Origin of the sequence: Actinorhabdospora filicis (genome assembly GCF_030269765.1) — a bacterium.
Taxonomy (GTDB): Bacteria; Actinomycetota; Actinomycetes; order Mycobacteriales; family Micromonosporaceae; genus Actinorhabdospora; species Actinorhabdospora filicis.
In genome coordinates this window covers 147230-170405 of sequence record NZ_BSTX01000001.1, presented here as the reverse complement: position 1 = coordinate 170405, position 23176 = coordinate 147230, and the positions used below count along the sequence as shown (strand labels likewise).

General features: G+C 73.0%; 21 protein-coding genes and 1 pseudogene. 19 read left to right on the top strand and 3 right to left on the bottom strand.

Annotated features, from left to right (window positions below; all coding sequences use genetic code 11):
* Positions 1-112 precede the first annotated feature (112 nt).
* The 18 genes and pseudogenes from QSK10_RS00845 to QSK10_RS00760 all read left to right on the top strand — a co-directional run.
* Positions 113-1021, top strand: a pseudogene (locus QSK10_RS00845) (MinD/ParA family ATP-binding protein); the annotation flags it as partial.
* Positions 1022-1058: 37 nt separating this feature from the next.
* Positions 1059-1793 (top strand): hypothetical protein, encoded by a 735-nt coding sequence (locus QSK10_RS00840; protein ID WP_285660595.1) that lies wholly within the window; start codon positions 1059-1061, stop codon positions 1791-1793.
* A 73-nt stretch (positions 1794-1866) separates the two neighbouring features.
* A complete protein-coding gene (gene hisD / locus QSK10_RS00835; RefSeq protein ID WP_285660594.1) occupies positions 1867-3156 on the top strand; it encodes a histidinol dehydrogenase in 1290 nt (429 codons plus the stop codon).
* On the top strand, positions 3153-4250 hold the full coding sequence (locus QSK10_RS00830; RefSeq protein ID WP_285660593.1) for a histidinol-phosphate transaminase: 1098 nt from the start codon (positions 3153-3155) through the stop codon (positions 4248-4250). The genes hisD and QSK10_RS00830 overlap by 4 nt, the downstream gene beginning before the upstream one ends.
* Entirely contained in the window at positions 4247-4858 is a 612-nt protein-coding gene (hisB, locus tag QSK10_RS00825; RefSeq protein ID WP_285660592.1) for an imidazoleglycerol-phosphate dehydratase HisB, read from the top strand. Before QSK10_RS00830 ends, hisB begins: the two co-directional genes overlap by 4 nt.
* The gene (locus QSK10_RS00820) at positions 4855-5028 is read left to right on the top strand and encodes a hypothetical protein (protein WP_285660591.1); all 174 of its coding nucleotides are present in this window, start codon (positions 4855-4857) and stop codon (positions 5026-5028) included. The genes hisB and QSK10_RS00820 overlap by 4 nt, the downstream gene beginning before the upstream one ends.
* Positions 5025-5657, top strand: a complete 633-nt coding sequence (gene hisH / locus QSK10_RS00815) for an imidazole glycerol phosphate synthase subunit HisH (protein ID WP_285660590.1) — start codon at positions 5025-5027, stop codon at positions 5655-5657. The genes QSK10_RS00820 and hisH overlap by 4 nt, the downstream gene beginning before the upstream one ends.
* Positions 5654-6388, top strand: coding sequence for a bifunctional 1-(5-phosphoribosyl)-5-((5-phosphoribosylamino)methylideneamino)imidazole-4-carboxamide isomerase/phosphoribosylanthranilate isomerase PriA (gene priA, locus QSK10_RS00810; protein ID WP_285660589.1), 735 nt, complete (start codon positions 5654-5656; stop codon positions 6386-6388). The genes hisH and priA overlap by 4 nt, the downstream gene beginning before the upstream one ends.
* A 2-nt stretch (positions 6389-6390) precedes the next feature.
* A complete protein-coding gene (locus QSK10_RS00805) occupies positions 6391-6783 on the top strand; it encodes a RidA family protein (RefSeq protein WP_285660588.1) in 393 nt (130 codons plus the stop codon).
* A 166-nt stretch (positions 6784-6949) separates the two neighbouring features.
* Complete coding sequence (locus tag QSK10_RS00800) at positions 6950-8848, top strand: carbohydrate binding domain-containing protein (protein WP_285660587.1); 1899 nt, start codon at positions 6950-6952, stop codon at positions 8846-8848.
* Between the two features lie 64 nt (positions 8849-8912).
* The gene (gene hisF, locus QSK10_RS00795) at positions 8913-9677 is read left to right on the top strand and encodes an imidazole glycerol phosphate synthase subunit HisF (RefSeq protein ID WP_285660586.1); all 765 of its coding nucleotides are present in this window, start codon (positions 8913-8915) and stop codon (positions 9675-9677) included.
* A gap of 32 nt (positions 9678-9709) precedes the next feature.
* Positions 9710-11437, top strand: coding sequence for a GMC family oxidoreductase (locus QSK10_RS00790; RefSeq protein WP_285660585.1), 1728 nt, complete (start codon positions 9710-9712; stop codon positions 11435-11437).
* A gap of 341 nt (positions 11438-11778) precedes the next feature.
* The gene (locus QSK10_RS00785) at positions 11779-13566 is read left to right on the top strand and encodes an ABC transporter ATP-binding protein (protein ID WP_285662885.1); all 1788 of its coding nucleotides are present in this window, start codon (positions 11779-11781) and stop codon (positions 13564-13566) included.
* Between the two features lie 5 nt (positions 13567-13571).
* On the top strand, positions 13572-15353 hold the full coding sequence (locus QSK10_RS00780) for an ABC transporter ATP-binding protein (RefSeq protein ID WP_432705312.1): 1782 nt from the start codon (positions 13572-13574) through the stop codon (positions 15351-15353).
* Between the two features lie 17 nt (positions 15354-15370).
* Positions 15371-17320, top strand: coding sequence for a DUF5107 domain-containing protein (locus QSK10_RS00775; protein ID WP_285660583.1), 1950 nt, complete (start codon positions 15371-15373; stop codon positions 17318-17320).
* 88 nt (positions 17321-17408) lie between these two features.
* Positions 17409-17594 carry a hypothetical protein gene (locus tag QSK10_RS00770; RefSeq protein WP_285660582.1) on the top strand — a complete coding sequence of 62 codons (186 nt, stop codon included), beginning with the start codon at positions 17409-17411 and terminating at the stop codon, positions 17592-17594.
* A 214-nt stretch (positions 17595-17808) separates the two neighbouring features.
* Complete coding sequence (locus tag QSK10_RS00765; RefSeq protein ID WP_285660581.1) at positions 17809-17994, top strand: hypothetical protein; 186 nt, start codon at positions 17809-17811, stop codon at positions 17992-17994.
* 169 nt (positions 17995-18163) lie between these two features.
* Positions 18164-18343, top strand: coding sequence for a hypothetical protein (locus tag QSK10_RS00760; protein WP_285660580.1), 180 nt, complete (start codon positions 18164-18166; stop codon positions 18341-18343).
* 105 nt (positions 18344-18448) lie between these two features.
* On the opposite strand, the gene QSK10_RS00755 is transcribed toward QSK10_RS00760, so the two are convergent.
* Both QSK10_RS00755 and QSK10_RS00750 read right to left on the bottom strand, forming a co-directional pair.
* Positions 18449-19057, bottom strand: coding sequence for a TetR/AcrR family transcriptional regulator (locus QSK10_RS00755; RefSeq protein ID WP_285660579.1), 609 nt, complete (start codon positions 19055-19057; stop codon positions 18449-18451).
* Between the two features lie 47 nt (positions 19058-19104).
* Entirely contained in the window at positions 19105-19659 is a 555-nt protein-coding gene (locus QSK10_RS00750; protein ID WP_285660578.1) for a dihydrofolate reductase family protein, read from the bottom strand.
* On the opposite strand from QSK10_RS00750, the gene QSK10_RS00745 reads away from it, so the two are divergent.
* Positions 19571-20083, top strand: coding sequence for a TetR/AcrR family transcriptional regulator (locus QSK10_RS00745; RefSeq protein ID WP_349497665.1), 513 nt, complete (start codon positions 19571-19573; stop codon positions 20081-20083). The two genes, QSK10_RS00750 and QSK10_RS00745, sit on opposite strands and share 89 nt — an antisense overlap.
* On the opposite strand, the gene QSK10_RS00740 is transcribed toward QSK10_RS00745, so the two are convergent.
* Positions 20080-22971 (bottom strand): glycoside hydrolase family 2 TIM barrel-domain containing protein, encoded by a 2892-nt coding sequence (locus tag QSK10_RS00740; protein WP_285660576.1) that lies wholly within the window; start codon positions 22969-22971, stop codon positions 20080-20082. The genes QSK10_RS00745 and QSK10_RS00740 overlap by 4 nt on opposite strands.
* Positions 22972-23176: the final 205 nt, after the last annotated feature.

The window sequence follows — 23176 nt, the reverse complement described above, 5'->3', positions numbered from 1 at the left end:
GCGGGAGGCGAGTGTGGAGTCGATAGGGACGCCCTACGGCCAGGACGGCTCCATGCCCCGGGAGGCCGCCGTCCAGGAGGCCGTGCCGCGCTGGCGGCAGCTCTTCGACCGCCGCGGCCGCTCCCACCGGGCCCCCGAGCCCGAGTACGAGACCGTGCCGCACGTGCCCCAGCAGGGCGGGCCGCCGATCTTCGGCGCGCCGCCGCGCCCGGTGTCCTCGGTGCCCGCCGCGATCTTCGAGGGCCTGCGCCGCGACCTCGGCCGCTGCCGCGTGGTCGCCTTCGCCAACCCCAAGGGCGGCGTCCACAAGACCACCGCCACCGTCCTGGCCGCCGCGACCCTAGGCAGCGCCCGCGGGCGCGGCGTCGTGGCCTGGGACAACAACGAGCTGCGCGGCACCCTCGGCCTGCGCGCCGGGACCGCCCGGCACGCGCGCACCATCCGGCACCTGGTCAACGACCTGATCCCCGTCGAGGCCAGCGGGCCCCAGATCCGCGAGCTCATCGACGACTACCTGCGGCACTCCACCGACGGGTCCTTCGACGTCCTGGCCGGCGACGAGGACCCCAAGCTCGCCGGGAAGCTCGACCCGCACACCGTGCTGCGGGTCCTGGACGTGCTGACCCGCACCCACGACATCATCTGCATCGACACCGGCAACAACGTCGAGAGCCCCAACTGGCGCACCGTCATCGAGGCCGCCGACCAGCTCGTCATCACCACCGTCCCGCGCGAGGACGCCGCCTTCGCCGCCGACTGGATGATGGACCTGCTCATCGAGAACGGGCACAAGGACCTGGTGGCCAACGCCGTCACCATCCTGTCGTGCCCCACCCCGAATCCCGGGGCGCTGCTGACCGACCTGACCGGGCACTTCGCCACCCGCACCCGCAAGGTCGCCGTCGTCCCCTACGACCCGGCGCTTGAGGCGGGCTCCAGCATCGAGTACTCCGCGCTCCAGCAGAACACGCGCGACGCATGGGCCAACGCAGCCCACGCGATCGTGGAACGCATCGGGTGACGGCGCGCCACTGGCGCGCGCGTGGCAGGATCATCGGGTGACCGACGCCTCCCCGGCGCAGCCGGACTCCGCGCCGTCCCCGCCGACCGGCCCCGCCACGGCGCCGTGGACGCCGCCGCCGGTCGTGCCCGCCGAACCGCCCCGCAACCGCCTGGCCGACTGGTCGGCGGCCGCCGGGCTGGTGCTGTTCACCGCGGCCCTGGGCGTTCCCTCGGCGCTGCTGTGGATCGGCCTGGCGCCGCGCGTCGAACTGGTCCGCACCGCCAACGGCTTCGCCTACACCACCGAGAGCCCCGAGGGCTACATCGGCGACGACGGCGTCTTCACCTTCATCGGCCTGGGCGCCGGGCTCATCGTCGCGCTGCTGGCCTGGTTCGTCCTGCGCCGCTTCCGCGGCCCCCTCCAGGCCACCGCCCTGGCCGTGGGCGCCATCGCCTGCCAGATCGTCGCCTGGAAGTTCGGCGAGGCCTTCGGGCGCGCCGGATTCGAGGACACCCTCAACAGCGCCCGGCCCGGCGACCACGTGTACCGCCCGCCGAAGCTGCTCATGGTCAACCTCGACTGGTCCGACGCCTGGTACGCGCTGCGCCACTGGAAGCTCATCGGCGTCTGGGACGACGTCCAGCTCGGCGTCCTGGCCACCATGGCCCTGGCCGCGCTGTTCACGTACACGATCCTGGCCGGCTGGTCGCGCTACCACTCCCTGAACAAGGACACCGAGCCCGTGCCCGCCCACGGCGCCAACGGCGCGAGCGGCGACGCCGGGTACTGACGCGCGCATCCCAGGATGCAGACCACACGTATTCGGGTGGGAGCGTGATCGCCCGCTCGACTAGGCTTCCCACGTGCTGAATCGCATCGACCTCAGGGGTACCGCGTCCATTCCGCGAGGGGTCCTGCCCCGCGCGACCTTCGACGTGGCGGCGGCGCTGGCCGAGATCCAGCCGCTGCTCGACGCGATCCGCCATCACGGGGCCGAGCCGATCCGGCGGATCACCGCCGAACGCGACGGCGTCACACTGGGCGACCTGCGCGTCCCCGCCGCCGCGATCGCCGATGCCGTGGCGAACCTCGACCCCGGGCTGCGCGCCGCCCTCGAAGAGGCCATCCTGCGCGTCCGCAAGGTCCACGCCGACCAGCGCCGGACCGACGTCGTCACCGAGGTCGTGCCCGGCGGGACCGTCACCGAGCGGTTCATCCCCGTCGAGCGCGTCGGCCTGTACGTGCCCGGCGGCCTCGCCGTGCTCGCCTCCAGCGTCATCATGAACGTCGTCCCCGCCCAGATCGCCGGAGTGCGGCAGCTGGCCGTGTCCAGCCCGCCCCAGCGCGCCACCGGCCTGCCCGACGCCACCACCCTGGCCGTCTGCGGCCTCCTCGGCGTCGACGAGGTCTACGCCGTCGGCGGTCCCGCCGCCGTCGGCATGTTCGCCTACGGCACCGACGAATGCGCGCCCGTCGACATGATCACCGGCCCCGGCAACATCTACGTCACCGCCGCCAAGCGCGCCGTGCGCGGCCTCGTCGGCATCGACGCCGAGGCCGGGACCACCGAGATCGCCGTCCTCGCCGACGACACCGCCGACCCGGCGCACGTCGCCGCCGACCTCATCAGCCAGGCCGAGCACGACCCGAAGGCCGCCAGCGTCCTGGTGACGCCCTCGGCCGCGCTCGCCGACGCCGTCGACGCCGCCCTGGCCGTCCAGGTACCGGCCGCCAAGCACCACGAGCGCATCGCCACCGCGCTGTCGGGCGAGCAGTCCGGGGTGATCCTGGTCGGCGACCTGGAGCACGGCCTGCGCGTCGTGGACGCCTACGCCGCCGAGCACCTGGAGATCCAGACGGAGAACGCGCGCGAGCTGGCCATGCGCGTCCGCAACGCCGGGGCGATCTTCGTCGGCCCCTACTCGCCGGTCTCCCTCGGCGACTACGCCGCCGGTTCCAACCACATCCTGCCCACCGCCGGCTGCGCCCGGCACTCCTCGGGCCTGTCGGTGCACAGCTTCCTGCGCTCGGTGCACGTCGTGGAGTACGGCGAGGACGCCCTGCGCGGCGTCGCCGCCACCGTCGTCACCCTCGCCCGCGCCGAGGACCTGCCCTCGCACGGCGAGGCCGTCAGTGTGAGGTTCGCGGGATGACCGGCGAGATCACCGCGCTCCTGCGGGCCGACCTGCGAGGGAAGAGCCCGTACGGAGCGCCGCAGCTGGACGTCCCCGTCCGCCTCAACACCAACGAGAACTCCCACCCGCTGCCCGAGCCGGTCGCCGCCGACATCGAGAAGGCCCTCTCGGAGGTCGTGCGCGGCCTCAACCGCTACCCCGACCGCGACGCCCTCGCCCTGCGCGCCGACCTGGCCGCCTACCTCGGGCACGGGCTGGACGCCACCGGGGTGTGGGCGGCCAACGGGTCCAACGAGATCCTCCAGCAGCTCCTCCAGGCCTTCGGCGGACCCGGGCGCACCGCCCTGGGCTTCACCCCGGCCTACTCCATGCACCCGATCATCGCCGCGTCCACCGGCACCGCGTGGATCGACGGGCGCCGCGAGGCCGACTTCGACCTCGACCCGGCGCACGCCGCCGCGCAGATCGCCGCGCACCGGCCCGACGTGGTCTTCGTGTGCTCGCCGAACAACCCGACCGGCACCGCGCTGCGCCCGGAGGTCCTGGCGGCCGTCCTGGACGCCGCGCCCGGCCTGGTCGTGGTGGACGAGGCCTACGCCGAGTTCGCCCGCGCGGGCACCGACTCGGCGCTGACGCTGCTGGACGGGCGTCGGCGCCTAGTCGTCACCCGCACCATGAGCAAGGCCTTCGCCTTCGCCGGGGCGCGAGTGGGCTACCTGGCCGCCGATCCGGCCGTCGTGGACGCCCTCCAGCTCGTGCGCCTGCCCTACCACCTGTCCGCCCTCACCCAGGCGGCGGCGCGGGCGGCGCTGGCGCACGCCGGGGCCCTGCTGTCCACCGTGGACGGCATCAAGCGCCAGCGGGACCGGATCGTGACGCACCTGACCGGACTCGGCCTGCGCGTGGTCCCCAGTGACGCCAATTTCGTACTCTTCGGCGGCCTGGCCGATTCCCGGGCCGTGTGGCGCTCGTTGGTAGACCGTGGGGTACTGATCCGCGACGTCGGCCTCGACGGCTGGCTGCGGGTCACCGCGGGCACCGAAGAGGAGACGGGCGCCTTCCTGACCGCGATGGACGCGGTCATCGCAGCGGGACAGGAGCAGCGGCAGTGAACCGAACCGCCTCGATCGAGCGGAACACCGGCGAGACCACCATCCGGGTCGCCCTCGACCTGGACGCCAAGGGCGGGTCGGTCGACGTGTCGACCGGCGTGGGCTTCTACGACCACATGCTGCACCAGCTCGGCAAGCACGGCGGCTTCGGCCTGATCGTGCACACCGAGGGCGACCTGCACATCGACGCCCACCACACCATCGAGGACACCGCCATCGCCATCGGCCAGGCCTTCGCGCAGGCCCTCGGCGACAAGGCCGGCGTCCGCCGCTTCGCCGACGCCACCGTCCCCCTGGACGAGGTCCTGGCACGCGCGGTGGTGGACCTGTCGGGACGGCCCTACGTCGTTCACGACGAGCCGCTCGACATGGCCCCCATGATCGGGCCGGAGTACCCGTCGAGCCTGACCAGGCACGTGTGGGAGTCCTTCGGGCACCACGCGCGCATGACCCTGCACGTGTCGGTGCTGCGGGCGGCCAACCCCGGCCAGAAGCCCGACGCGCACCACGTCGTCGAGGCGCAGTTCAAGGCCGTGGCCCGCGCCCTGCGCGACGCGGTCAAGCTCGACGGCGACGCGGGCATCCCGTCCACCAAGGGCGTGCTGTGAACGGCTTCGCGCCGCTGGCGCTGTTCCTGCTCGGCGGGATCCTCATCGGCGGGGTCATCTCCATCCGCAAGAACAAGGGACCCGTCCTGGCGATGATCATCGTGGCGGCGCTGGCCGTGCTCGCCGTCGGCGGCGGGATCCTGTGGCTGCTGCCCGGGGGCGGATCGTGACCGGCCCGCTGGTCGTGGTCGCCGACTACGGGTCGGGCAACCTGCGCTCGGTCGAGCGCGCCATGGCCCGCGCGGGCGCGCGCGTCGTCGTCACCGGCGACATGGCCGCCGCCCGCGAGGCCGACGGCCTGGTGGTGCCCGGCGTGGGCGCCTACGCCGCGTGCATGGCCGGGATCGAGGCCACCGGGCTCGGTCCGGTCGTGGCCTCGCGCGTGGCCGCCGGAGCGCCCGTCCTGGGCATCTGCGTGGGCCTCCAGGTGATGTTCGAGTCGGGGGAGGAGCACGGGGTCGCCACCAAGGGCCTCGGGCTGCTGCCGGGCGTGGTCACGCGGCTGGAGGCGGCGCTGCTGCCGGGCCTGCGCGTCCCGCACATGGGCTGGAACACCGTCGAGCGCGAGGAGGGCGAGCCGCTGTTCGCGGGCATCGCCGACGACGAGCGTTTCTACTTCGTGCACTCCTACGCCGCCCCGCCCGAGGTCCCCGGCGCGCGGGTGGCCACCACCGTCCACGGTGGGCGGTTCCTCGCCGCGGTGTCCTCCGGGTCCCTGTCGGCGACGCAGTTCCATCCGGAGAAGTCCGGCGACGCCGGGGCGGCCCTTCTCGCCAACTGGGTTCGGGAGATTTCGTGACTCTGCAACTTCTTCCTGCCGTCGACGTCACCGAGGGGCGGGCCGTGCAGCTCGTCCAGGGCGTCGCCGGAAGCGAACGCACCTACGGCGACCCCCTGGAGGCCGCCCGCGCCTGGCAGCGCCAGGGCGCCGAATGGATCCACCTCGTCGACCTCGACGCCGCCTTCGGCCGCGGCAGCAACGCGCCGCTGCTGGCCGCGGTGACCGCCGCGCTCGACATCAAGGTCGAGATGTCCGGCGGCATCCGCGACGACGAGAGCCTCCAGCGGGCCCTGTCCTCGGGCGCGGCGCGCGTCAACATCGGCACCGCCGCGCTGGAGGACCCGGCGTGGTGCGACCGGATCGCCGCCGAGTACGGCGACCGGGTCGCCATCGGCCTCGACGTCCGCGACGGGCGGCTGGCCGCGCGCGGCTGGACCCGCGAGGGCGGCGAGCTCTTCGAGGTCCTGGAGCGGCTGGAGAAGGCCGGGTGCGCGCGCTACGTCGTCACCGACGTGCCCTCCGACGGGATGCTTTCGGGACCGAACCTGGCGCTGCTGCGCGACGTCTGCGAGCGCACCGACAAGCCCGTCATCGCCAGCGGCGGCGTGTCCACCCTGAACGACCTGCGCGCCCTGTCGGCCCTGGAGGGCGACGGCGTGGAGGGCGTCATCGTGGGGACCGCGCTCTACGAGGGCAACTTCACCGTGACCGACGCGCTGCGCGTGCTGCGCGAGTCCGCCGGGAGCTGAGGATGACCGTCAGGCGCATCTCCTCCGGCGGCATCTGGGAGCAGCAGTACGGCTACTCCCGCGCGGTGGCGGCGGGCCCGTGGGTGATCACCTCCGGCTCGACGTCCACCGTCAACGGCGTCGTCGCGCACGTCGGCGACGCCTACGCCCAGGCGCGCGAGGCGTTCCGGATCGCGCTGGACTCCCTCGTGGAGGCCGGAGCGGGCGTGGCCGACGTGGTCCGCACGCGCATGTACGTGACCGCGCCCGAGCACGCCGAGGCCGTGGGCAAGGCGCACGGCGAGCTCTTCGGCGTCGTCCGGCCCGTCGCCACGCTCGTGGTGGTGGCGCGGCTGCTGCACCCCGACCACTTGGTCGAGGTGGAGGTTGAGGCGTACAGGGAACCGCGGGACTGAGTTTCCGGTGCACTGAGTCGCTTGTGGACGGCCCGCCTTTGTGGCGGGCCGTTTTCGCGTTCCCACTAGAAACCGTTGCCACTCAACAGATTCCCAAGGCATTGACCGTTGATCTGTGCTGCGGCACCATGTCCCCACCAGCTCGACCGATGTCGAAGGGGACATCATGAAACCGATTACCGGCGTCCTCGTGACCGCCGCCCTCGCCGGAGCCTTAATCCCGGCCGCCGCGCACGCCGACGTGGCGCGCGCCTACTACGTCGACTGCTCCGGCAGTGGCGGCGACGGCACGCAGGCCGCGCCCTACTCGTCCCTCGCCCAGGTCAACGCGCTCACCCTCGCGCCCGGCGACCAGGTCCTGTTCAAACGCGGCGCCGCCTGCTCCGGCGGGCTCAGGCCCAGCGGGTCCGGGACCGCCGCCGCGCCCGTCCGCATCGGCGCCTACGGCACCGGCACCGCCCGCCCCGTGATCAACGGCGGCGGCGCCGTCTACGCCGGTGTCCACCTGTACAACGTGCAGCACTACACCGTCTCCGGCCTGGAGATCACCAACAAGGGCGCCACCGCCGCCGAGCGCAACGGGCTGCTGGTGGAGATCGCCGACATCGGCGTCGGGCGCGGCTACCTCATCGACGACGTCCTCGTCCACGACGTCAACGGCGGCGACACCAAAGCGTCCAACGGCATCCAGATCCGGGTCAGCGGCACCACGACCCCCACCCGCTTCGACGGCGTGGTCGTGCGCAACAGTGAGATCCACGCCGTCGACCGCGAGGGCCTGACCACCGGCTCGTCCTGGAACTGCCGCGCCATCTACGGCTGCACCGCACCGGAGAACTGGACGGCCTCCACCAACGTCGTCTTCCAGGGCAACAAGGTCCACGACATCGCCGGGGACGGCATCGTCATGCGCGTCGCCGACGGCGCGATCGTCGAACACAACGAGGTCTACGAGGTCGCCGTGCGCTCGCCCGGCAACAACGCCGGGCTGTGGACCATCGACAGTGACGGCACGGTGATCCAGTTCAACGAGGTCCACCACGTCAGGCGGATGCCCGGCACCAACGACGGGACCGCCTTCGACTCCGACTACGGCAACCGCGGGGTGGTCTTCCAGTACAACTACAGCCACCACAACGAGGGCGGCTTCATGCTGTTCTGCGGTGCCTGCGGTGGATCGGCCTCCTCGACCGGGACGATCGTCCGTTACAACCTCTCCGTGGACGACGGCTCGCGCATTCTCTACGCCGTGGGCGAGAAGGCGGCACAGATCTACAACAACGTGTTCGTGCTCGGCGCGTCCTCGACCACCGCGATCATCCAGGACGGCTCCGGCAGCACCTTCACGACCTGGACGAACAACGTCATCCACAACCTCGGCACCGGTGGCTACACCGGCGGGAGCGACCACACCTGGCGCGCGAACACCTTCTACGGTTCGCATCCCGCCTCCGAACCCGCCGACCCGGCCAAGAGCACCGCCGACCCGCTCCTCACCGACGGCTACCGCCTCGCCGCCGGTTCGCCCGCGCGCGGCACCGGCGCGACGGTGCCCGGCAACGGGGGCCGCGACTACTACGGCGGGCCGGTCCCCGCCGTCTGCGCGCCCGACCGCGGGCTGCACCAGGCCTCGGCCTTCGACGACGCCACCTGTGCCCGCCCGAACCTGGCCGCCAACGGCGACTTCGAGACCGGCACGCCCGCGGGCTGGTCGGCCGGGGCGAAGCTGTCGGTGACCGCCGCCGCGGCCCACTCCGGCGTGTACGGCCTGCGAGGCGGTCCCGCGCCCGCCTCGGCGGAGCAGACGGTGACGCTCAGGCCGAACACGACCTACGTCCTGTCGGGCTGGGGGCGGGTGTCGGCGAGCGGCACCGAGCTGGTGATCGGTGTGAAGGGCTACGGCGGAGCCGAGGTCCGTGCGCCCGGGTTCACCACGACGGCGTGGGCGAGCGGGTCGGTGACCTTCACGACCGGTGCGTCGAACACGAGTGGGCGGATCTACTGCTACACCCGGGCCGGAGGTGGGGACGGGTACTGCGACGACGTGGTGGTGCGGGAGGTGTGAGGACCCGTTCCACCAGGCGGGCGGTCCCCTCCGGGCCGCCCGCCCACCCCGTACCCTGATCCACATGTCGGTTGCGGTGCGTGTCATCCCCTGCCTGGACGTCGACGCGGGGCGGGTCGTGAAGGGCGTCAGGTTCGCCGAGCTGCGGGACGCGGGGGATCCGGTCGAGCTGGCGCACGCCTACGACCGCGCCGGGGCCGATGAGCTGACGTTCCTCGACATCACCGCCAGCGCGCACGGGCGGGCCACCACGCTCGACGTGGTGCGGCGGACGGCGGAGTCGGTGTTCATCCCGCTGACCGTGGGCGGTGGCGTGCGGGAGGTCGCCGATGTGGACGCGTTGTTGCGCGCGGGGGCCGACAAGGTCGGGGTGAACACGGCGGCGGTGGCGCGGCCGGAGCTGATCGGGGAGATCGCCGAGCGGTTCGGGCGGCAGGTGCTGGTGCTGTCGCTGGACGTGCGGCGGGCGGAGGGGACGCCCTCGGGCTTCGAGGTGACCACGCACGGGGGGCGCACGGGGACGGGCATTGACGCGGTGGAGTGGGCCGAGCGGGCGGCGGGGGACGGCGCCGGTGAGCTGCTGGTGAACTCCATGGACGCCGACGGGACCACCGCGGGCTTCGACCTGGAGCTGATCGCGGCGATCCGGGCGCGGGTGAGCGTGCCGGTCATCGCCAGCGGGGGAGCGGGCCGGGCCGCCGACTTCCCGGCGGCGGTGGGCGCGGGCGCCGACGCGGTCCTGGCGGCCTCGGTGTTCCACTTCGGGACCCTGACCATCGGCGAGGTCAAGGACGCGCTGGCCGCCGACGGGTACCCGGTGCGGCGGTAGACAAACGCCGCGGGCCGGGCCATGCTGGCGCGATGCTCGACTACGACGTGGCCGTCGTCGGCTCCGGTTTCGGCGGATCGGTGGCCGCGCTGCGGCTGACCGAGAAGGGCTACCGCGTCGCGGTCTTCGAGGCCGGGCGCCGGTTCACGCCCGAGACGCTGCCGCGGTCCAGCTGGGACCTGCGGCGGTTCCTGTGGGCGCCCCGGCTCGGCTGCTATGGGATCCAGCGGGTCCACCTGCTGCGGAACGTGATCGTGCTCGCCGGCGCCGGTGTCGGCGGCGGGTCCCTCAACTACGCCAACACACTGTACGTGCCGCCGGAGGCGTTCTTCACCGACCGGCAATGGGCGCACATCACCGACTGGGCCGGTGAGCTGGCGCCGTTCTACGGGCTGGCGAAGCGGATGCTGGGCGTGCGGCCCAACCCGACGGTCACCGCCGCCGACGGGCACCTGCGGGCCGTCGCCGAGGGCATGGGCGTGGGGCGCAGCTTCCAGCTCACCCCGGTCGGGGTGTTCTTCGGCGACGGACGCGACGGGGACGGCGCGCGGCGGGCCGCGCCGGGCGAGGCCGTGGACGATCCCTTCTTCGGCGGCGCCGGGCCGCGCAGGCGCGCCTGCGTCGAATGCGGGGAGTGCATGACCGGCTGCCGCCACGGCGCCAAGAACACCCTCACCGAGAACTACCTGTACCTCGCCGAGCGCGCCGGGGCCGAGATCCACCCGATGTCCACCGTCACCGCCGTGCGCGAGGACGGCGGCGGGCACGTGCTCACCGTGCGGCCCACCGGCGGCGGGCGGGCGCGGGAGGTCCGCGCCGGGCAGGTCGTCCTGGCCGCCGGGACGTACGGGACGCAGAAGCTGCTGCACGCGATGCGCGACACCGGCGTCCTGCCCCGGATCTCCGCCCGGCTCGGCGAGCTGACCCGCACCAACTCCGAAGCTCTCGCGGGGGCGCAGACCTCCACCCGGCGCTACGGGAAACGGCCCGACTTCACCCGGGGCGTGGCGATCACCTCCTCGGTGCACGTCGACGAGCACACCCATATCGAGCCGGTGCGCTACGGGCGCGGCTCCAACGCCATGGGCCTGCTGTCCACCATCCAGGTGCCCGGAGGGGGACGCGGGCCGCGCTGGCTGCGCTTCCTCGCCGCCGCCGTCCGGCACCCGCTGGTCTTCGCGCGGTCGCTGTCGGTGCGGCGCTGGTCGGAGCGGACCGTCATCTGCCTGGTCATGCAGACCCACGACAACTCCCTCACCACGCGGCTGCGGCGCGGGCGGCTCACCTCCGTCCAGGGCGGCGCGCCCAACCCCGGGTACATCCCGCAGGCCGAGGAGGCCGTGCGGCGCCTGGCCCGCGAGATCAACGGATTCCCCGGCGGATCGGCCGGGGAGATCCTGGACGTGCCGATGACCGCGCACTTCCTCGGCGGCTGCCCGATCGCCGACACCCCCGAGCGCGGCGTCATCGACCCCTACCACCGGCTGTGGGGACACCCCGGCGTCCACGTCGCCGACGGCTCGGCGGTCTCGGCCAACCTCGGCGTCAACCCCTCCCTCACCATCACCGCCCAGGCCGAGCGGGCCTTCGCGCTGTGGCCGAACAACGGCGACGACGACGCGCGGCCCGCCCAGGGCGAGCCCTACGCCCGGCTGGACCCCGTCCCGCCGCGCGCCCCGGCCGTCCCCGCCGGCGCTTTCGCCGAATGGCGTACCCACCGGGGTGAGTTCGGTGAGCCGCCGCCGGTATCGGATACCTGACCGAAGAGATGACCTCCCGGGTTGGCACCGTTCGTTAATACGGCGGTAGCCTCGCATCCAGCGCGTGCCCGGGACACGGGCGCGGCATGCCCCGGGACGCCCCCCGGCCTCACCGTCCGTATCGCGGCGCTGCCCGCCGTCGTCCGTCGTGACGCTCTGGCACGCGTCGGCGCGACGCTGTCCGGTAACGACTTCGTCGCACGCCGGAAACCCGGCGTGTTAGTCGTCACGTAAGGACCGATTACGGCTTGCGGTACCGACATCGGGGGGTCAGGATTGCCCGCGGAGATCACCGGAGACCAGGAGGGCGCGTGGCAGACAAGGGAGTCGTCGGCAAGGGCATGAGGGTGCTCATGCGCGCCGTTCGCGAAGAACCGGGGCCGTTCGCCATCGGAGTCGGTGGCGCGGTGCTGCACAGCATCGTCACCATCGGCAGCTCGTACGTGCTCGGCAAGATCGTCGCGCGCATCGCGGTGCCCGCCATCGAGCAGGGCCGCGTCTCGTTCGGCGCGATGGTCCTGGCGGTGGCCGCCGTGCTCGCCGTCAGCGCCCTGAAGGTCGCCGGGATGATCGCCCGCCGCCTCGGCGCCGGGGCCATGCAGTTCCGCCTCCAGGCCTCCTACCGGCGCCAGGTCACCCGCCGCTACCTGCGGCTGCCGCTGTCGTGGCACCAGAAGCACTCCACCGGCGGGCTGCTGTCCAACGCCAACGCCGACGTCGAGGCCGCCTGGTACCCGATCGCGCCGTTCCCCTTCGCCGTCGGCACCCTCGTCATGCTCGTCGTGGCCGCCGTCGCGCTGTTCGCCACCGACTGGGCCATGGCCCTGGTCGGCCTGGCCGTCTTCCCCATGGTCTTCACCCTCAACGTGATCTACTCGCGCCGCATGTCCCCGCGCGTCACCCGCGTCCAGGAACTGCGCGCCGACGTCTCCACCATCGCCCACGAGAGCTTCGACGGCGCCCTCGTCGTCAAGACCATGGGCCGCGAGACCGAGGAGACCGAGCGCTTCGCCGCCAAGGCCGACGAGCTGCGCGACGGCCTCATCCGGGTCGGCCGCATCCGCGGCGCCTTCGACCCGATCATCGACTCCCTGCCCAACATCGGCACCCTCGCCGTCCTCGTCGTCGGCACCTGGCGGCTGTCCACCCACGCCGCCACCCTGGAGGACGTCACCTCCGTGGTCTTCCTGTTCACCGTGCTGGCCTTCCCGATCCGGGCCATCGGCTGGGTCCTGGGCGAACTGCCCCGCTCGGTCGTCGGCTGGGAACGGGTCGCGAAGGTCCTGGCCGCCACCGGCGACATGGAGTACGGCGGCGAGAGCCTCGCCGGGCGCACCGGCCCCGCCGCCCTGGAGTTCGAGGACGTCGACTACGCCTACCCCGACGGCTCCGAGGTCCTGCACGGCGTGACCCTGGCAGTCCCCGCCGGCAAGACCGTCGCGCTGGTCGGCCCCACCGGCTCGGGCAAGTCCACCATCGCCTCCCTCGCCACCCGCCTCGTCGACCCCGACTCCGGCAAGGTCCGCGTCGACGGACGCGACGTCCGCGACCTCGACCACGGCGCCCTGGCCCGCACCATCGCCCTCGTGCAGCAGGTGCCCTTCGTCTTCGACGACACCATCCGCGGCAACATCTCCCTCGAACGCGACGCCGTGCCCGGCGACGACGAGGTCTGGGCCGCCCTGCGCACCGCCCAGGCCGAGGGCTTCGTCGCCAAACTCGACGACGGCCTCGACACCGAGGTCGGCGAACGCGGCCACAGCCTCTCCGGCGGCCAGCGCCAGCGCCTGACGCTGGCCCGCGCCCTGGCCGGCGGGCCGCGCCTGCTCGTCCTCGACGACGCCACCAGCGCCGTCGACCCGCGCGTGGAGGCCGCCATCCTGGGCGCCCTGCGCGAATCGGAGAACCCGGCCTCGGTGCTGGTGGTCGCCTACCGGCGCGCCACGATCGCGCTCGCCGACGAGGTGGTGTACCTGGAGCACGGCAAGGTCGTGGCCACCGGCACCCACCGCGAGCTGCTGGAGAACGTGCCCGGGTACGCCAACCTGGTCACCGCATATGAGCGCGAGGAGGCGGAGCGGGCCCGCGAGGGCGCCTTCGCCGACTCCGAGGAAGGGGTCTCGGCGTGACGACCGTGGAGGCGGCCGTGGCGGCCGAGCAGGGTTCGTGGCACACGTTCAAGCGCGGGCTGGCGCTGTCGCCGGAGCTGCGCTCCGGGCTGGCGGGGACGCTGGCGCTGGCGGTGGTGGCCACCGCCGGGCGCATCGTGGTCCCGGTGGCCATCCAGCAGGGCATCGACCGGGGTGTGGTCGCCGATGGCGGCCCCTACCCGTCGGTGGTGGCGACGGTGGCGCTGATCAGCCTGGCGGTGCTCACGCTGACCATCGCGGCCTCGTACATGATGAACGTGCGGCTGTTCACCGTGTCGGAGACGGCCCTGGCGGGTCTGCGGGCGCGGGCCTTCCGGCACGTGCACGACCTGTCGATGCTGCACCAGCAGTCGGAGCGGCGGGGCACGCTGACCTCGCGGGTGACCACCGACATCGACCAGATCAGCCAGTTCCTGCAGTTCGGCGGGATCATGCTGCTGATCTCCGGCGGCCAGGTGCTGATCGCGACGGTCGTGATGTTCACCTACTCGTGGCAGCTGGCGCTGGTGGTGCTGGTGACGTTCATGCCGCTGATCTGGATCGTGCGGTTCCTCCAGCGGCGCCTGGCGGCCGCCTACAAGAAGTCGCGCGAGCGGGTCGGGACGATGCTCGGCGGCATCGCCGAGACCGTCGTGGGCGCCTCGGTGATCCGCGCCTACGGGGTGCAGGAGCGCACCGAGGAGCGCCTGGACGGCGCCATCGACGGCTACCGCAACGCGCAGTTCAAGGCCCTGCGGCGCAGTGTCTTCAGCTTCTCCTCCGGTGAGATCACCTCGGGCATCTGCCTGTCGGGTGTGGTCATCGTGGGCGTCCTGCTGGGCGTGGATCGCGACATCAGCGTCGGCCAGTTCACCGCGTTCCTGTTCCTGACCACGCTGTTCGTGCAGCCGGTGCAGATGGGCACCGAGATCCTGAACGACGCGCAGAACGCCATCGCCGGGTGGCGGCGCGTCCTGGACGTCATGGACACCGAGCCGGACGTGGCCGACCCGGGCGAGAACGGCACCGACCTGGCGGCCGGCCCGGTCTCGGTGGCCTTCGAGGGCGTCCACTTCGCCTACCCGGGCGGGCCGGAGGTGCTCTCGGCGGTGAACGTCGACATCCCGGCGCAGGCGCGCATCGCGGTGGTCGGCGAGACCGGTTCGGGCAAGACGACCTTCGCCAAGCTGCTGACCCGGCTGATGGACCCCGCCCAGGGCGACGTGAAGCTGTCCGGAGTGCCGCTGACGGGGCTGCGCTTCGCCTCGCTGCGCCGCCGCGTGGTGATGGTCCCGCAGGACGGGTTCCTCTTCGACGCCACCGTCGCCGAGAACGTGCGCTTCGCGCGTCCCGAGATCGGTGATGCCGAGCTGTACCTGGCCTTCACCGAGCTGGGCCTGGCCGACTGGGTCGACGGGCTCCCCAACGGCCTCGACACCGCCGTCGGCGAGCGCGGTGAGGCCCTGTCGGTGGGCGAGCGGCAGCTGGTGGCGCTGGCGCGCGCCTATGTGGCCGACCCGGACCTGCTGGTGCTGGACGAGGCGACCTCCGCGGTCGACCCGGCGACCGAGGTGCGCCTGGCGCGGGCCCTGGACGCCGTCACGCGCGGCCGGACGACGGTGGCGATCGCGCACCGGCTGTCCACCGCCGAGGCCGCCGACCGGGTCCTGGTCTTCGACGCCGGGCGGATCGTGCAGAACGGCTCGCACGCCGAGCTGGTCGCGCAGGCCGACTCGGTTTATGCGAAACTCCACGCCAGCTGGGTCGAGCAGACCCGTTCCAACTAGTTCCCACAGGACCGCACATGCCCGAGCTGCGCATCGAGACACTGTCCCTGCCCATCGCGCCGCTCGGGCCGCCGTCCCCGCTGCCTCCGCTGCCGGGGGCGGGGGACGACCTGCACGCCGAGGCCACGGTGAACGTGCCCGGCGAGTGCTTCGACCTGGCCTACGGGCGTACCCCGAGCGTCCTGCCGTACTCGTGGCAGGACGGCTACGGGCGCGATCGGGAGCCCGGCGAGCTGCGGGTGGCGGTCCTGGAGAACGACCGGCTGCGCGCCACGATCGCCCTCGACCTGGGCGCGCGGCTGTGGTCCCTGGTGGACAAGGAGACCGGCCGGGAGCTGCTGTACCGCAACCCCGTCCTGCAGCCGGCGAACCTGGCGCTGCGCAACGCGTGGTTCTCCGGCGGGGTCGAGTGGAACCTGGGGACCACCGGGCACACCCCGCTCACCTGTGCCCCCATGCACGCCGCCCGCGTCGACACCCCCGACGGGCCGGTGCTGCGGGTGTGGGAGCACGAGCGGCTGCGCGAGATCCCCTATCAGCTGGACTTCGCGCTGCCGGAGGGCTCGCGGTTCCTCTACGTGCACGTGCGGCTGGTCAACACCCGCGACGTGGACGTCCCGGTGTACTGGTGGTCGAACATCGCCGTGCCCGCCACGCCGGGCGCGCGCGTCATCGCCCCCGCCGACGGCGCCTACCGCTTCGCCTACGAGGGTGAGCTGAGCCTGATCGGCGCGCCCGTCCACGACGGCCTCGACTACACCTACCCCGACCGCGCGCCGCACGCCGCCGACTACTTCTTCCGCCTGGAGGAGGGCCGCCGCCCCTGGATCGCCGCCGTGGACGCCTCCGGCACCGGCCTGGTGCAGACCTCCACCGCGCGCCTGACCGGCCGCAAGCTGTTCGTGTGGGGCGAGAACCCCGGCGGGCACCGCTGGCAGGACTGGCTCACCGAGCCCGGCTCCGGGCGCTACCTGGAGATCCAGGCCGGGCTGGCGCGCACCCAGCTGGAGCACCTGCCGATGCCGGCGGGGGAGTCGTGGACGTGGGTGGAGGCCTACGGGGCCGTCGAGGCCGAGGGCGCGCACGGGGACTGGGCCGCCGCCCGGGAGGCCGTGGAACGCGACCTGCGCGAGCGCCTGCCGGTGCCCGCCCTGAACGTCCGCCTGGCCGAATGGGACTTCGACGCGGTGCCCGGCGAGCGCCTGCACACCGGCTCCGGCTGGGGCGCGCTGGAGGAGCACCGCCGCCGCTCGCGGAGCGAGCCGGTGCCCGAGCTGCCCGGCATCCCCTTCGCGCAGGACACCATCGGCCCCGAGCAGGAGGACTGGCTGACCCTGGCCTGGACGGGCTCGCTGCCCGAGCCCGACCCGGCCGTCCCGCCCGTCTCGCACGTCGCCGGGCCCTGGAACCCGCTCTTGGTGGGCGGGGACTGGAGCATGGCCTACCACCGGGGGATCGCCCGCGCCGCCGCCGGTGACCTGGACGCCGCCCGCGAGGAGTTCCGCGAGTCGGCCGCCGTGCGTCCCAACGCCTGGGCCCTGCGCGCCCTGGGGCACCTCGACGGCGACGCCGACGCCTACCTCGCCGCGTGGGAGCTGGCCCCGGGCGTCCGGCAGCTCGCGGTGGAGACCGGCGAGGCGCTCCTGGCCGCCGGGCGCGCGCCCGAGGCCGCCGCGCTCCTGGCCGCCCTGCCGCCGGACATGGCCGCGCACGGCCGCGTCACGGTCACCCGGATCCGCGCCGCCATCGCCACCGGTGCCCTGGAGGAGGCCGCCGCGCTGTTCGCCGCGGGGTTCGACGTCCCCGACCTGCGCGAGGGCGAGATCTCCCTGGACGCGCTGTGGTTCGAGCTGGCCGAGCGCACCGTCGCCGACGCGCTGGGCACCCCCGTCACCGACGAGGTCCGCGCCAAGGCGCGCGCCGACTTCCCGCTCCCGGCCCGCTACGACTTCCGCATGATCGGCTGAGACCGCCGGGCCGCACGTGTGCGGTCCACTGTGCACGCGACCCGTACCGTCCGAAAGGACCTGTACATCCCGTGTACGAGGAGGACCCATGAGCGTCCTGAAATCGGTGAGCGACACGATCCTGCGGGTGTTCGTCCCCAAGGTGGAGGCGTCCGCGCACTGCGTTTTCTGCAGCTTCGCGTGCGTGGACGGGCACTACCTGCGCACCTGCCGCAACCAGTGCGAGGACACCATCGAGGTCGTCGACCTCGGGGCCTGCGTCCCGCCGAAGTAGACGGCCTGTGCGGCCGCGTATGCGGTCGCCGCATAGGCTCGGTGATCAGCGACAACGGGGCCGGGACCGCCGACAGGGCGGGCCCGGCCCCGTTCTGCACGCGCTTTCCGGTTCATCCCTGTACGCGCCATATGCGTTCGTCTGTACACAGTGGACCTACTGTCTTGATCACTCCCCCGTCCCCGGGGAGATCACCTGTGACAGGAGCAATCCCATGAAGGCTCTCGGCAGCATCGCCGACCGCGTCGTGCGGCGGTTCGTCCCCAAGGCGTCCGCGCGCGCCGTCTGCGAGTACCCCGTGGCCGGAACGTGCTTCAACGGCCTCTGGTTCTACTGCTTCCGCGACCGTTGCGACCCCGCCGCGGGCCGCTACTGCACCTTCAGCGGATACGGCTGCTGAGCCCGTCCGTCGCCATGTGGACCGGGAGCCTCCCCCAGGGGCCCCGGTCCTTTCGCATACGCCCGGACGGCCCCGCTGTGCACGCCATATGCGTTCGTCTGTACACAGTGGACCTACTGTCTTGACCACCCCCGTCCCCGGGGAGATCAACGAGACAGGAGCGATCTCAATGAAGACCCTCGGAAAGCTCGCCGACCGCGTCGTCGGCCGCATCGCCCCCAAGACCACCGCCGCCGCCGTGTGCGTCATCAAGACCCACAGCTACTGCCAGGGCACCACCCTGGTCGTGTGCTACAAGGACCGCTGCGACCTCAGCCAGTGGTGCAACTACTACAAGCTCGGCTGCTAGGCCGCACGCCACGTGGACCGGGTACCTCCCCCAAGGGCCCGGTCCTCTCGCCGTCATGGTTCTTGTGGTGTCACGGTTCTTGTGGTGTCATGGCCCTTTGAGATGTCATGGCGCCGAATCGGGCAGCGGGCCCTCGATGTAGCGCTGGATCGTCGGCCCGACCATCGCCACCACCGCCTCCGGCGGCGCGTCCACCATCGGCTCCACCTTCAGGATGTAGCGCGTCAGCGCCAGCCCCAGCAGCTGCGAGGCGACCAGCGAACCCCGGAACGGCGCGTGGTCGATCTCCACGCCCAGCTCCCGCACCGCCACCCGCAGGATCCGCGAGATCAGGAACTCCCGCAGCAGCCGCAGCATCAGCGGATGCGACAGCGCCGAGCGCAGCAGCACCGAACCGCGCGCGCCCGCCGGGCCGTCCCACACCCCGACGAAGGCGCGCACGAGGCGCTCGCCGACGCCGTCCAGGCCCGGGCCGATGATGCCGGGCAGCACCTTGCCGGGATCGAAGGGCGCGTCGATGGTGGCCAGCAGCAGCTTGTCCTTGCTGCCGAAGTAGTGGTGGACCAGCGCCGGGTCCACGTCGGCGCGGCGGGCGATCTCGCGGATGGTGGCGCGGTCGAAGCCCACTTCGGCGAAGGCGTCGCGGGCGGCGTCGAGGATCTGCGCGCGCGTGTCGGGATTGCCCTTGCGCCGTCCGGTCCGGCCGTTGCTCACACGATGACCTTACGTGAGCGGGAGGGCCGGACCGGACGCCGAGATCATCACCGGGCCGTGGGGCGGACGAAGCGGGTCAGGGTGACGCCGTTGGCGAAGGCGGTCCGCTCGGCGGGCTCGAAGACGGTGGGGCCGAAGGCGCCCTCGAAGACCGGGACGCCCGCCCCGGCCACCACCGGGTAGCTCTTGATCAGCAGCTCGTCGATCTCCGGCAGCAGCGCCGCCGCGAGCCGCCCGCCGCCGCACAGCCAGATGTCCATGCCCTCCTCGCGCTTGAGTTCACGGGCGAGGTCGAGCGGGTCGCCGGAGAACAGGCGCACCGGGTCCGCCGTCCCGGCGAGGCTCGTGGAGACCACGTACTGGCGCAGGTGGCCGTAGGGACTGGCGAGCCCGGCGTCGAGGACGACGCGGTAGGTGGCGGCGCCCATCAAGACGGTGTCGAAGCGGCGGTTGGGCACGCCGGCGAGCCCGGCCGGTTCGCGGTAGGCCGTCGGGACGGTCTCGGGGTAGAGGGTGTTGACCAGGGAGGTGCTGGCCGCCGAGGGAGCGCGTGGACTGACCTTCCGCGCGGTGGACGCCGCCGCGGCCGTGCCGCCGGGCACCGTGTCGAATTACTTCGGCAGCCGCGACGACCTGCTGACCCAGGCGGGCGCGCGGGTGTACGAGCGGCTCATCCCCGACGGTGCCCCCGCCGCCGAGCCCGGCGATCGGGCGCGGGCGATGCGCGAGCTCGTCGAGCGGATCGCGGCCTTCCGCTCGGGCTACCTGGCGCTGCTGGAGCTGCGGCTGGAGGCCACCCGCCGCCCGGAGTTGCGCGAGGTCCTCACCGCGCGCGTGCGCGCCGACATCGACGCCACCGTCGCCGGGCACGCCGCCGCGGGCCTGCCGGGCGACGCCACGTCGGTGAGACTGCTGTACCTGGCCATGAACTGGCTGATCGTGGAGCGGCTGACCCTCCCCGGCGTGTTCACCGGGGAGGAACGTGACGCCCTCGTCACCGCCGCCGTCGAGCGGCTGGCGGGCTAGCCGAGCGGGCGCAGCCAGACCGCGAAGCTCGCCGGGGCGGCCGGGAGCTCGTGGCGCGGCAGGACGTCCGGCCCGCAGGACGCCGAGCCCAGGCCCCGGTGGGCGTGGTCGATGTGCAGCCACAGGCGGCCCGAGTCGGCCAGGTCCACGGTGTGCCGGGCGGCGGCCAGGTGCCGGGTCGTCCAGTGGCGGGCGGTCAGCGAGAACAGCGGCTCGCCATGCAGCTGGAGCCCGCCGGAGGGGCCGGTCACGCGGGCCCAGCGGACCTCGGCGCGCGCGCCGTTCTCCTGCGGGCGCACGTACGGCGTCTGCATCCGGTCCACCGTCTCCGTCCAGTGCCCCACGCGGGCGGCGGCGGTGCTGTCCGGGTAGGCCTCGCCGGGGCCGCGCCCGAACCACTCCACGGTGTCCCAGTCGCCGGGCAGGCCGATGCTCACCCCGACGCGGCCCAGCGGGACGGTCCAGTCGCCCTCGGGCAGGACCGTCACCTCCAGCCGCAGCCACGGCCCGTAGGCCTGCCAGCGGAAGGTCGTGGCCATCGAGGCCGCCGAATTGGCCGGGGACACCTCGGTGTGCGCCACGACCGACTGGTCGTAGGTGCCGGCCCGGATCAGCCGGTGCCGCAGGTCGTCCAGGCCCACCGCGGCCCACCGGCCGGCGACCGAGGGGTGCTTGCCGCGGTCGTTGTCGGTGGGCGCTCGCCACAGCTCCAGCTTCGGCGCGTCGACCTCGAAGCCGCCCAGCCGCAGCAGCGTGCCCTCGGCGGTGAACTCCGCCGGGCCCAGGACGATCCGGTCGCGCCCGGCGATCAGCGCCACCGGCTCGTCGGCGTCGAAGGGGCGCTCGGCGATGACGTCGTCGGTGCGGCCCTGGTGCCAGGCGATCTCGTGCCCGGCGGGGGCCCAGTCGGTGTCGGTGGCCAGCTCGGCGCACACGGTCCACCAGTGCTCGAAGGGCGGGATCCCGGCGCGTTCGGCGCAGTCGAAGGGGAACTCGACGTCGGCGTGCTCGCCGGGCAGCAGCACCGGCACGTCGAGGGGGCCGCCGTCGACGTACTGGCCGTCGAAGGCCAGCTCCCAGCGGAAGGCCAGGTGCGAGGTGTCGGCGAAGTCGTGGCGGTTGACCACCCGCAGGCGCCCGTCGGCGGTGGTCTCGAAGCGGACGGGCTCGATGACCTTCTTGTACTCCTCCAGGCCGGGGGAGGGCGTGCGGTCGGGGAAGACCAGCCCGTCGACGCAGAAGTTGCCGTCGTGGACGGTCTCGCCGAAGTCGCCGCCGTAGCCGTAGTACCGGCGTCCGTCCGGTGTGGACAGCGGCAGGCCGTGATCGATCCACTCCCACACGAAACCGCCCGCCAGGCGCGGGTAGGCCTCGAAGAGGCGCTGGTACTCCGAGAGGCCGCCGGGGCCGTTGCCCATGGCGTGGGCGTACTCGCACAGCACGAACGGCATCGCGCGGCGGGCGGCGTCCAGCGCGGGGTCGGGGAGGGGCTCCTCGATGCGCTTGCCGATCCGCTCGACCTCGCCGACGCCGGCGTACATGCGGCTGTAGACGTCGACGTGGGCGCAGGTCAGGTCGCCCTCGTAGTGGATGGGGCGGGTGTCGTCGCGGCCCTTGGCCCACGCGGCCATCGCGGCGAGGTTCTCGCCGGTGCCCGACTCGTTGCCCAGGGACCACATGATCACCGAGGGGTGGTTCTTGTCGCGCTCGACCATGCGGCGCATGCGGTCCAGGCACGCGTCGCGCCACATCGGCTCGGCGGTGGGGTTGCGGCGCCAGCCGAGGGGCTCGAAGCCGTGCGTCTCCAGGTCGCACTCGTCGACGACCCACATGCCCAGCTCGTCGCACAGGTCCAGGAACGCCGGGTGCGGCGGGTAGTGGCTGGTGCGGACGGCGTTGATGTTGTGGCGCTTCATGAGCAGCAGGTCGGCGCGGTCGGTGTCGCGGCCGATCGCGCGCCCGGTGGCGGGGTGGAACTCGTGCCGGTTGACGCCGCGCAGCAGGATCGGGCGGCCGTTGACCAGCAGCCGCGCGTCCTCGATGGTCACCGTCCGGAACCCGGCGCGCACGGTGGTGGTCTCGGCGGGGGTGTAGACCTCGGCGGTGTAGAGGCGCGGGATCTCCGCGCTCCACGGCTCGACGCCGGGGACGAGGGTCTCGCGCCCGGCGGGCACGTCCAGGTCCAGCTCGGGCACGCGGACGCGGGTGCCCTCGGCGGCCTCCAGCAGCAGGGTTCCGGCGCCGGTGAGGTGGTCGAAGCCAGCGCGCAGGAAGAAGTCGCCGAGCCCGCCCTCGGGCCGGTGCAGCAGCGTCACCTCGCGGAAGATCCCCGACATCCACCACTGGTCCTGGTCCTCCAGGTACGAACCCGACGACCACTGGTGGACCCGCGCGGCCAGCACGTTGCGGCCGGGCCGCAGGACGGCGGTGGCGTCGAACTCCACCGGCAGGCGGCTGCCGCGCGAGACGCCCAGCTCGGCGCCGTTCAGCCAGACCCGCAGGGAGGAGTCGGCGCCCTCGAAGCGCAGGACGCTGCGCCCGCCCTCGGGCCACTCGCCCAGGTCGAAGGCGAGGCGGTGGTCGCCGACGGGGTTGTCGTGGGGGACGCGCGGGGGATCGACGGGGAAGGGGTAGGTGACATTGGTGTAGGCGGGCGACCCGTGCCCGTGCGTCTGCCAGCAGGAGGGGACCGGGATCGTCGTCCAGGCCGCGTCGTCGAACCCGGGGTCCCAGAAACCGTCCGGCGCCTTGTCATCGCTTCCCGCGAGGTGGAACCGCCAGTGGCCGGACAGGTCGCGGACGGCCGAACCGCCGCGTCCGGTCGCCCGGGGCGGCAGCGCTCCGAAGCCGGGTGAGGGGGCCTCGAAGTACGCCAGGGGTCGTGTCATCGCGGGTATGCCTCTTCTCGCCGGGTCGCGCCTTACGGCAGGCAAGTATTCGTCGGAGCGCGGTGGGTGTCAAACAAAGGGAATGCCGCCGGAAAGGCTACCGTCCGTGCTCGGGCGAACTCACTGTGTGGCCGGATGTCCGACACTTCCACGGACCGCTCGCGGGGCCCGCAACCATGATGCGCCCGGAGCGGAGGCCGTTGTC

Bases quoted from the DNA above. Each gene is read 5' to 3' on its own strand.
- QSK10_RS00830 (WP_285660593.1), top strand. From the start codon at position 3,153: ATGACCGGCGAGATCACCGCGCTCCTGCGGGCCGACCTGCGAGGGAAG.
- QSK10_RS00805 (WP_285660588.1), top strand. From the start codon at position 6,391: ATGACCGTCAGGCGCATCTCCTCCGGCGGCATCTGGGAGCAGCAGTAC.
- QSK10_RS00800 (WP_285660587.1), top strand. From the start codon at position 6,950: ATGAAACCGATTACCGGCGTCCTCGTGACCGCCGCCCTCGCCGGAGCC.
- hisF (WP_285660586.1), top strand. From the start codon at position 8,913: ATGTCGGTTGCGGTGCGTGTCATCCCCTGCCTGGACGTCGACGCGGGG.
- QSK10_RS00790 (WP_285660585.1), top strand. From the start codon at position 9,710: ATGCTCGACTACGACGTGGCCGTCGTCGGCTCCGGTTTCGGCGGATCG.
- QSK10_RS00785 (WP_285662885.1), top strand. From the start codon at position 11,779: ATGAGGGTGCTCATGCGCGCCGTTCGCGAAGAACCGGGGCCGTTCGCC.
- QSK10_RS00775 (WP_285660583.1), top strand. From the start codon at position 15,371: ATGCCCGAGCTGCGCATCGAGACACTGTCCCTGCCCATCGCGCCGCTC.
- QSK10_RS00770 (WP_285660582.1), top strand. From the start codon at position 17,409: ATGAGCGTCCTGAAATCGGTGAGCGACACGATCCTGCGGGTGTTCGTC.
- QSK10_RS00765 (WP_285660581.1), top strand. From the start codon at position 17,809: ATGAAGGCTCTCGGCAGCATCGCCGACCGCGTCGTGCGGCGGTTCGTC.
- QSK10_RS00760 (WP_285660580.1), top strand. From the start codon at position 18,164: ATGAAGACCCTCGGAAAGCTCGCCGACCGCGTCGTCGGCCGCATCGCC.
- QSK10_RS00740 (WP_285660576.1), bottom strand. From the start codon at position 22,971: ATGACACGACCCCTGGCGTACTTCGAGGCCCCCTCACCCGGCTTCGGA.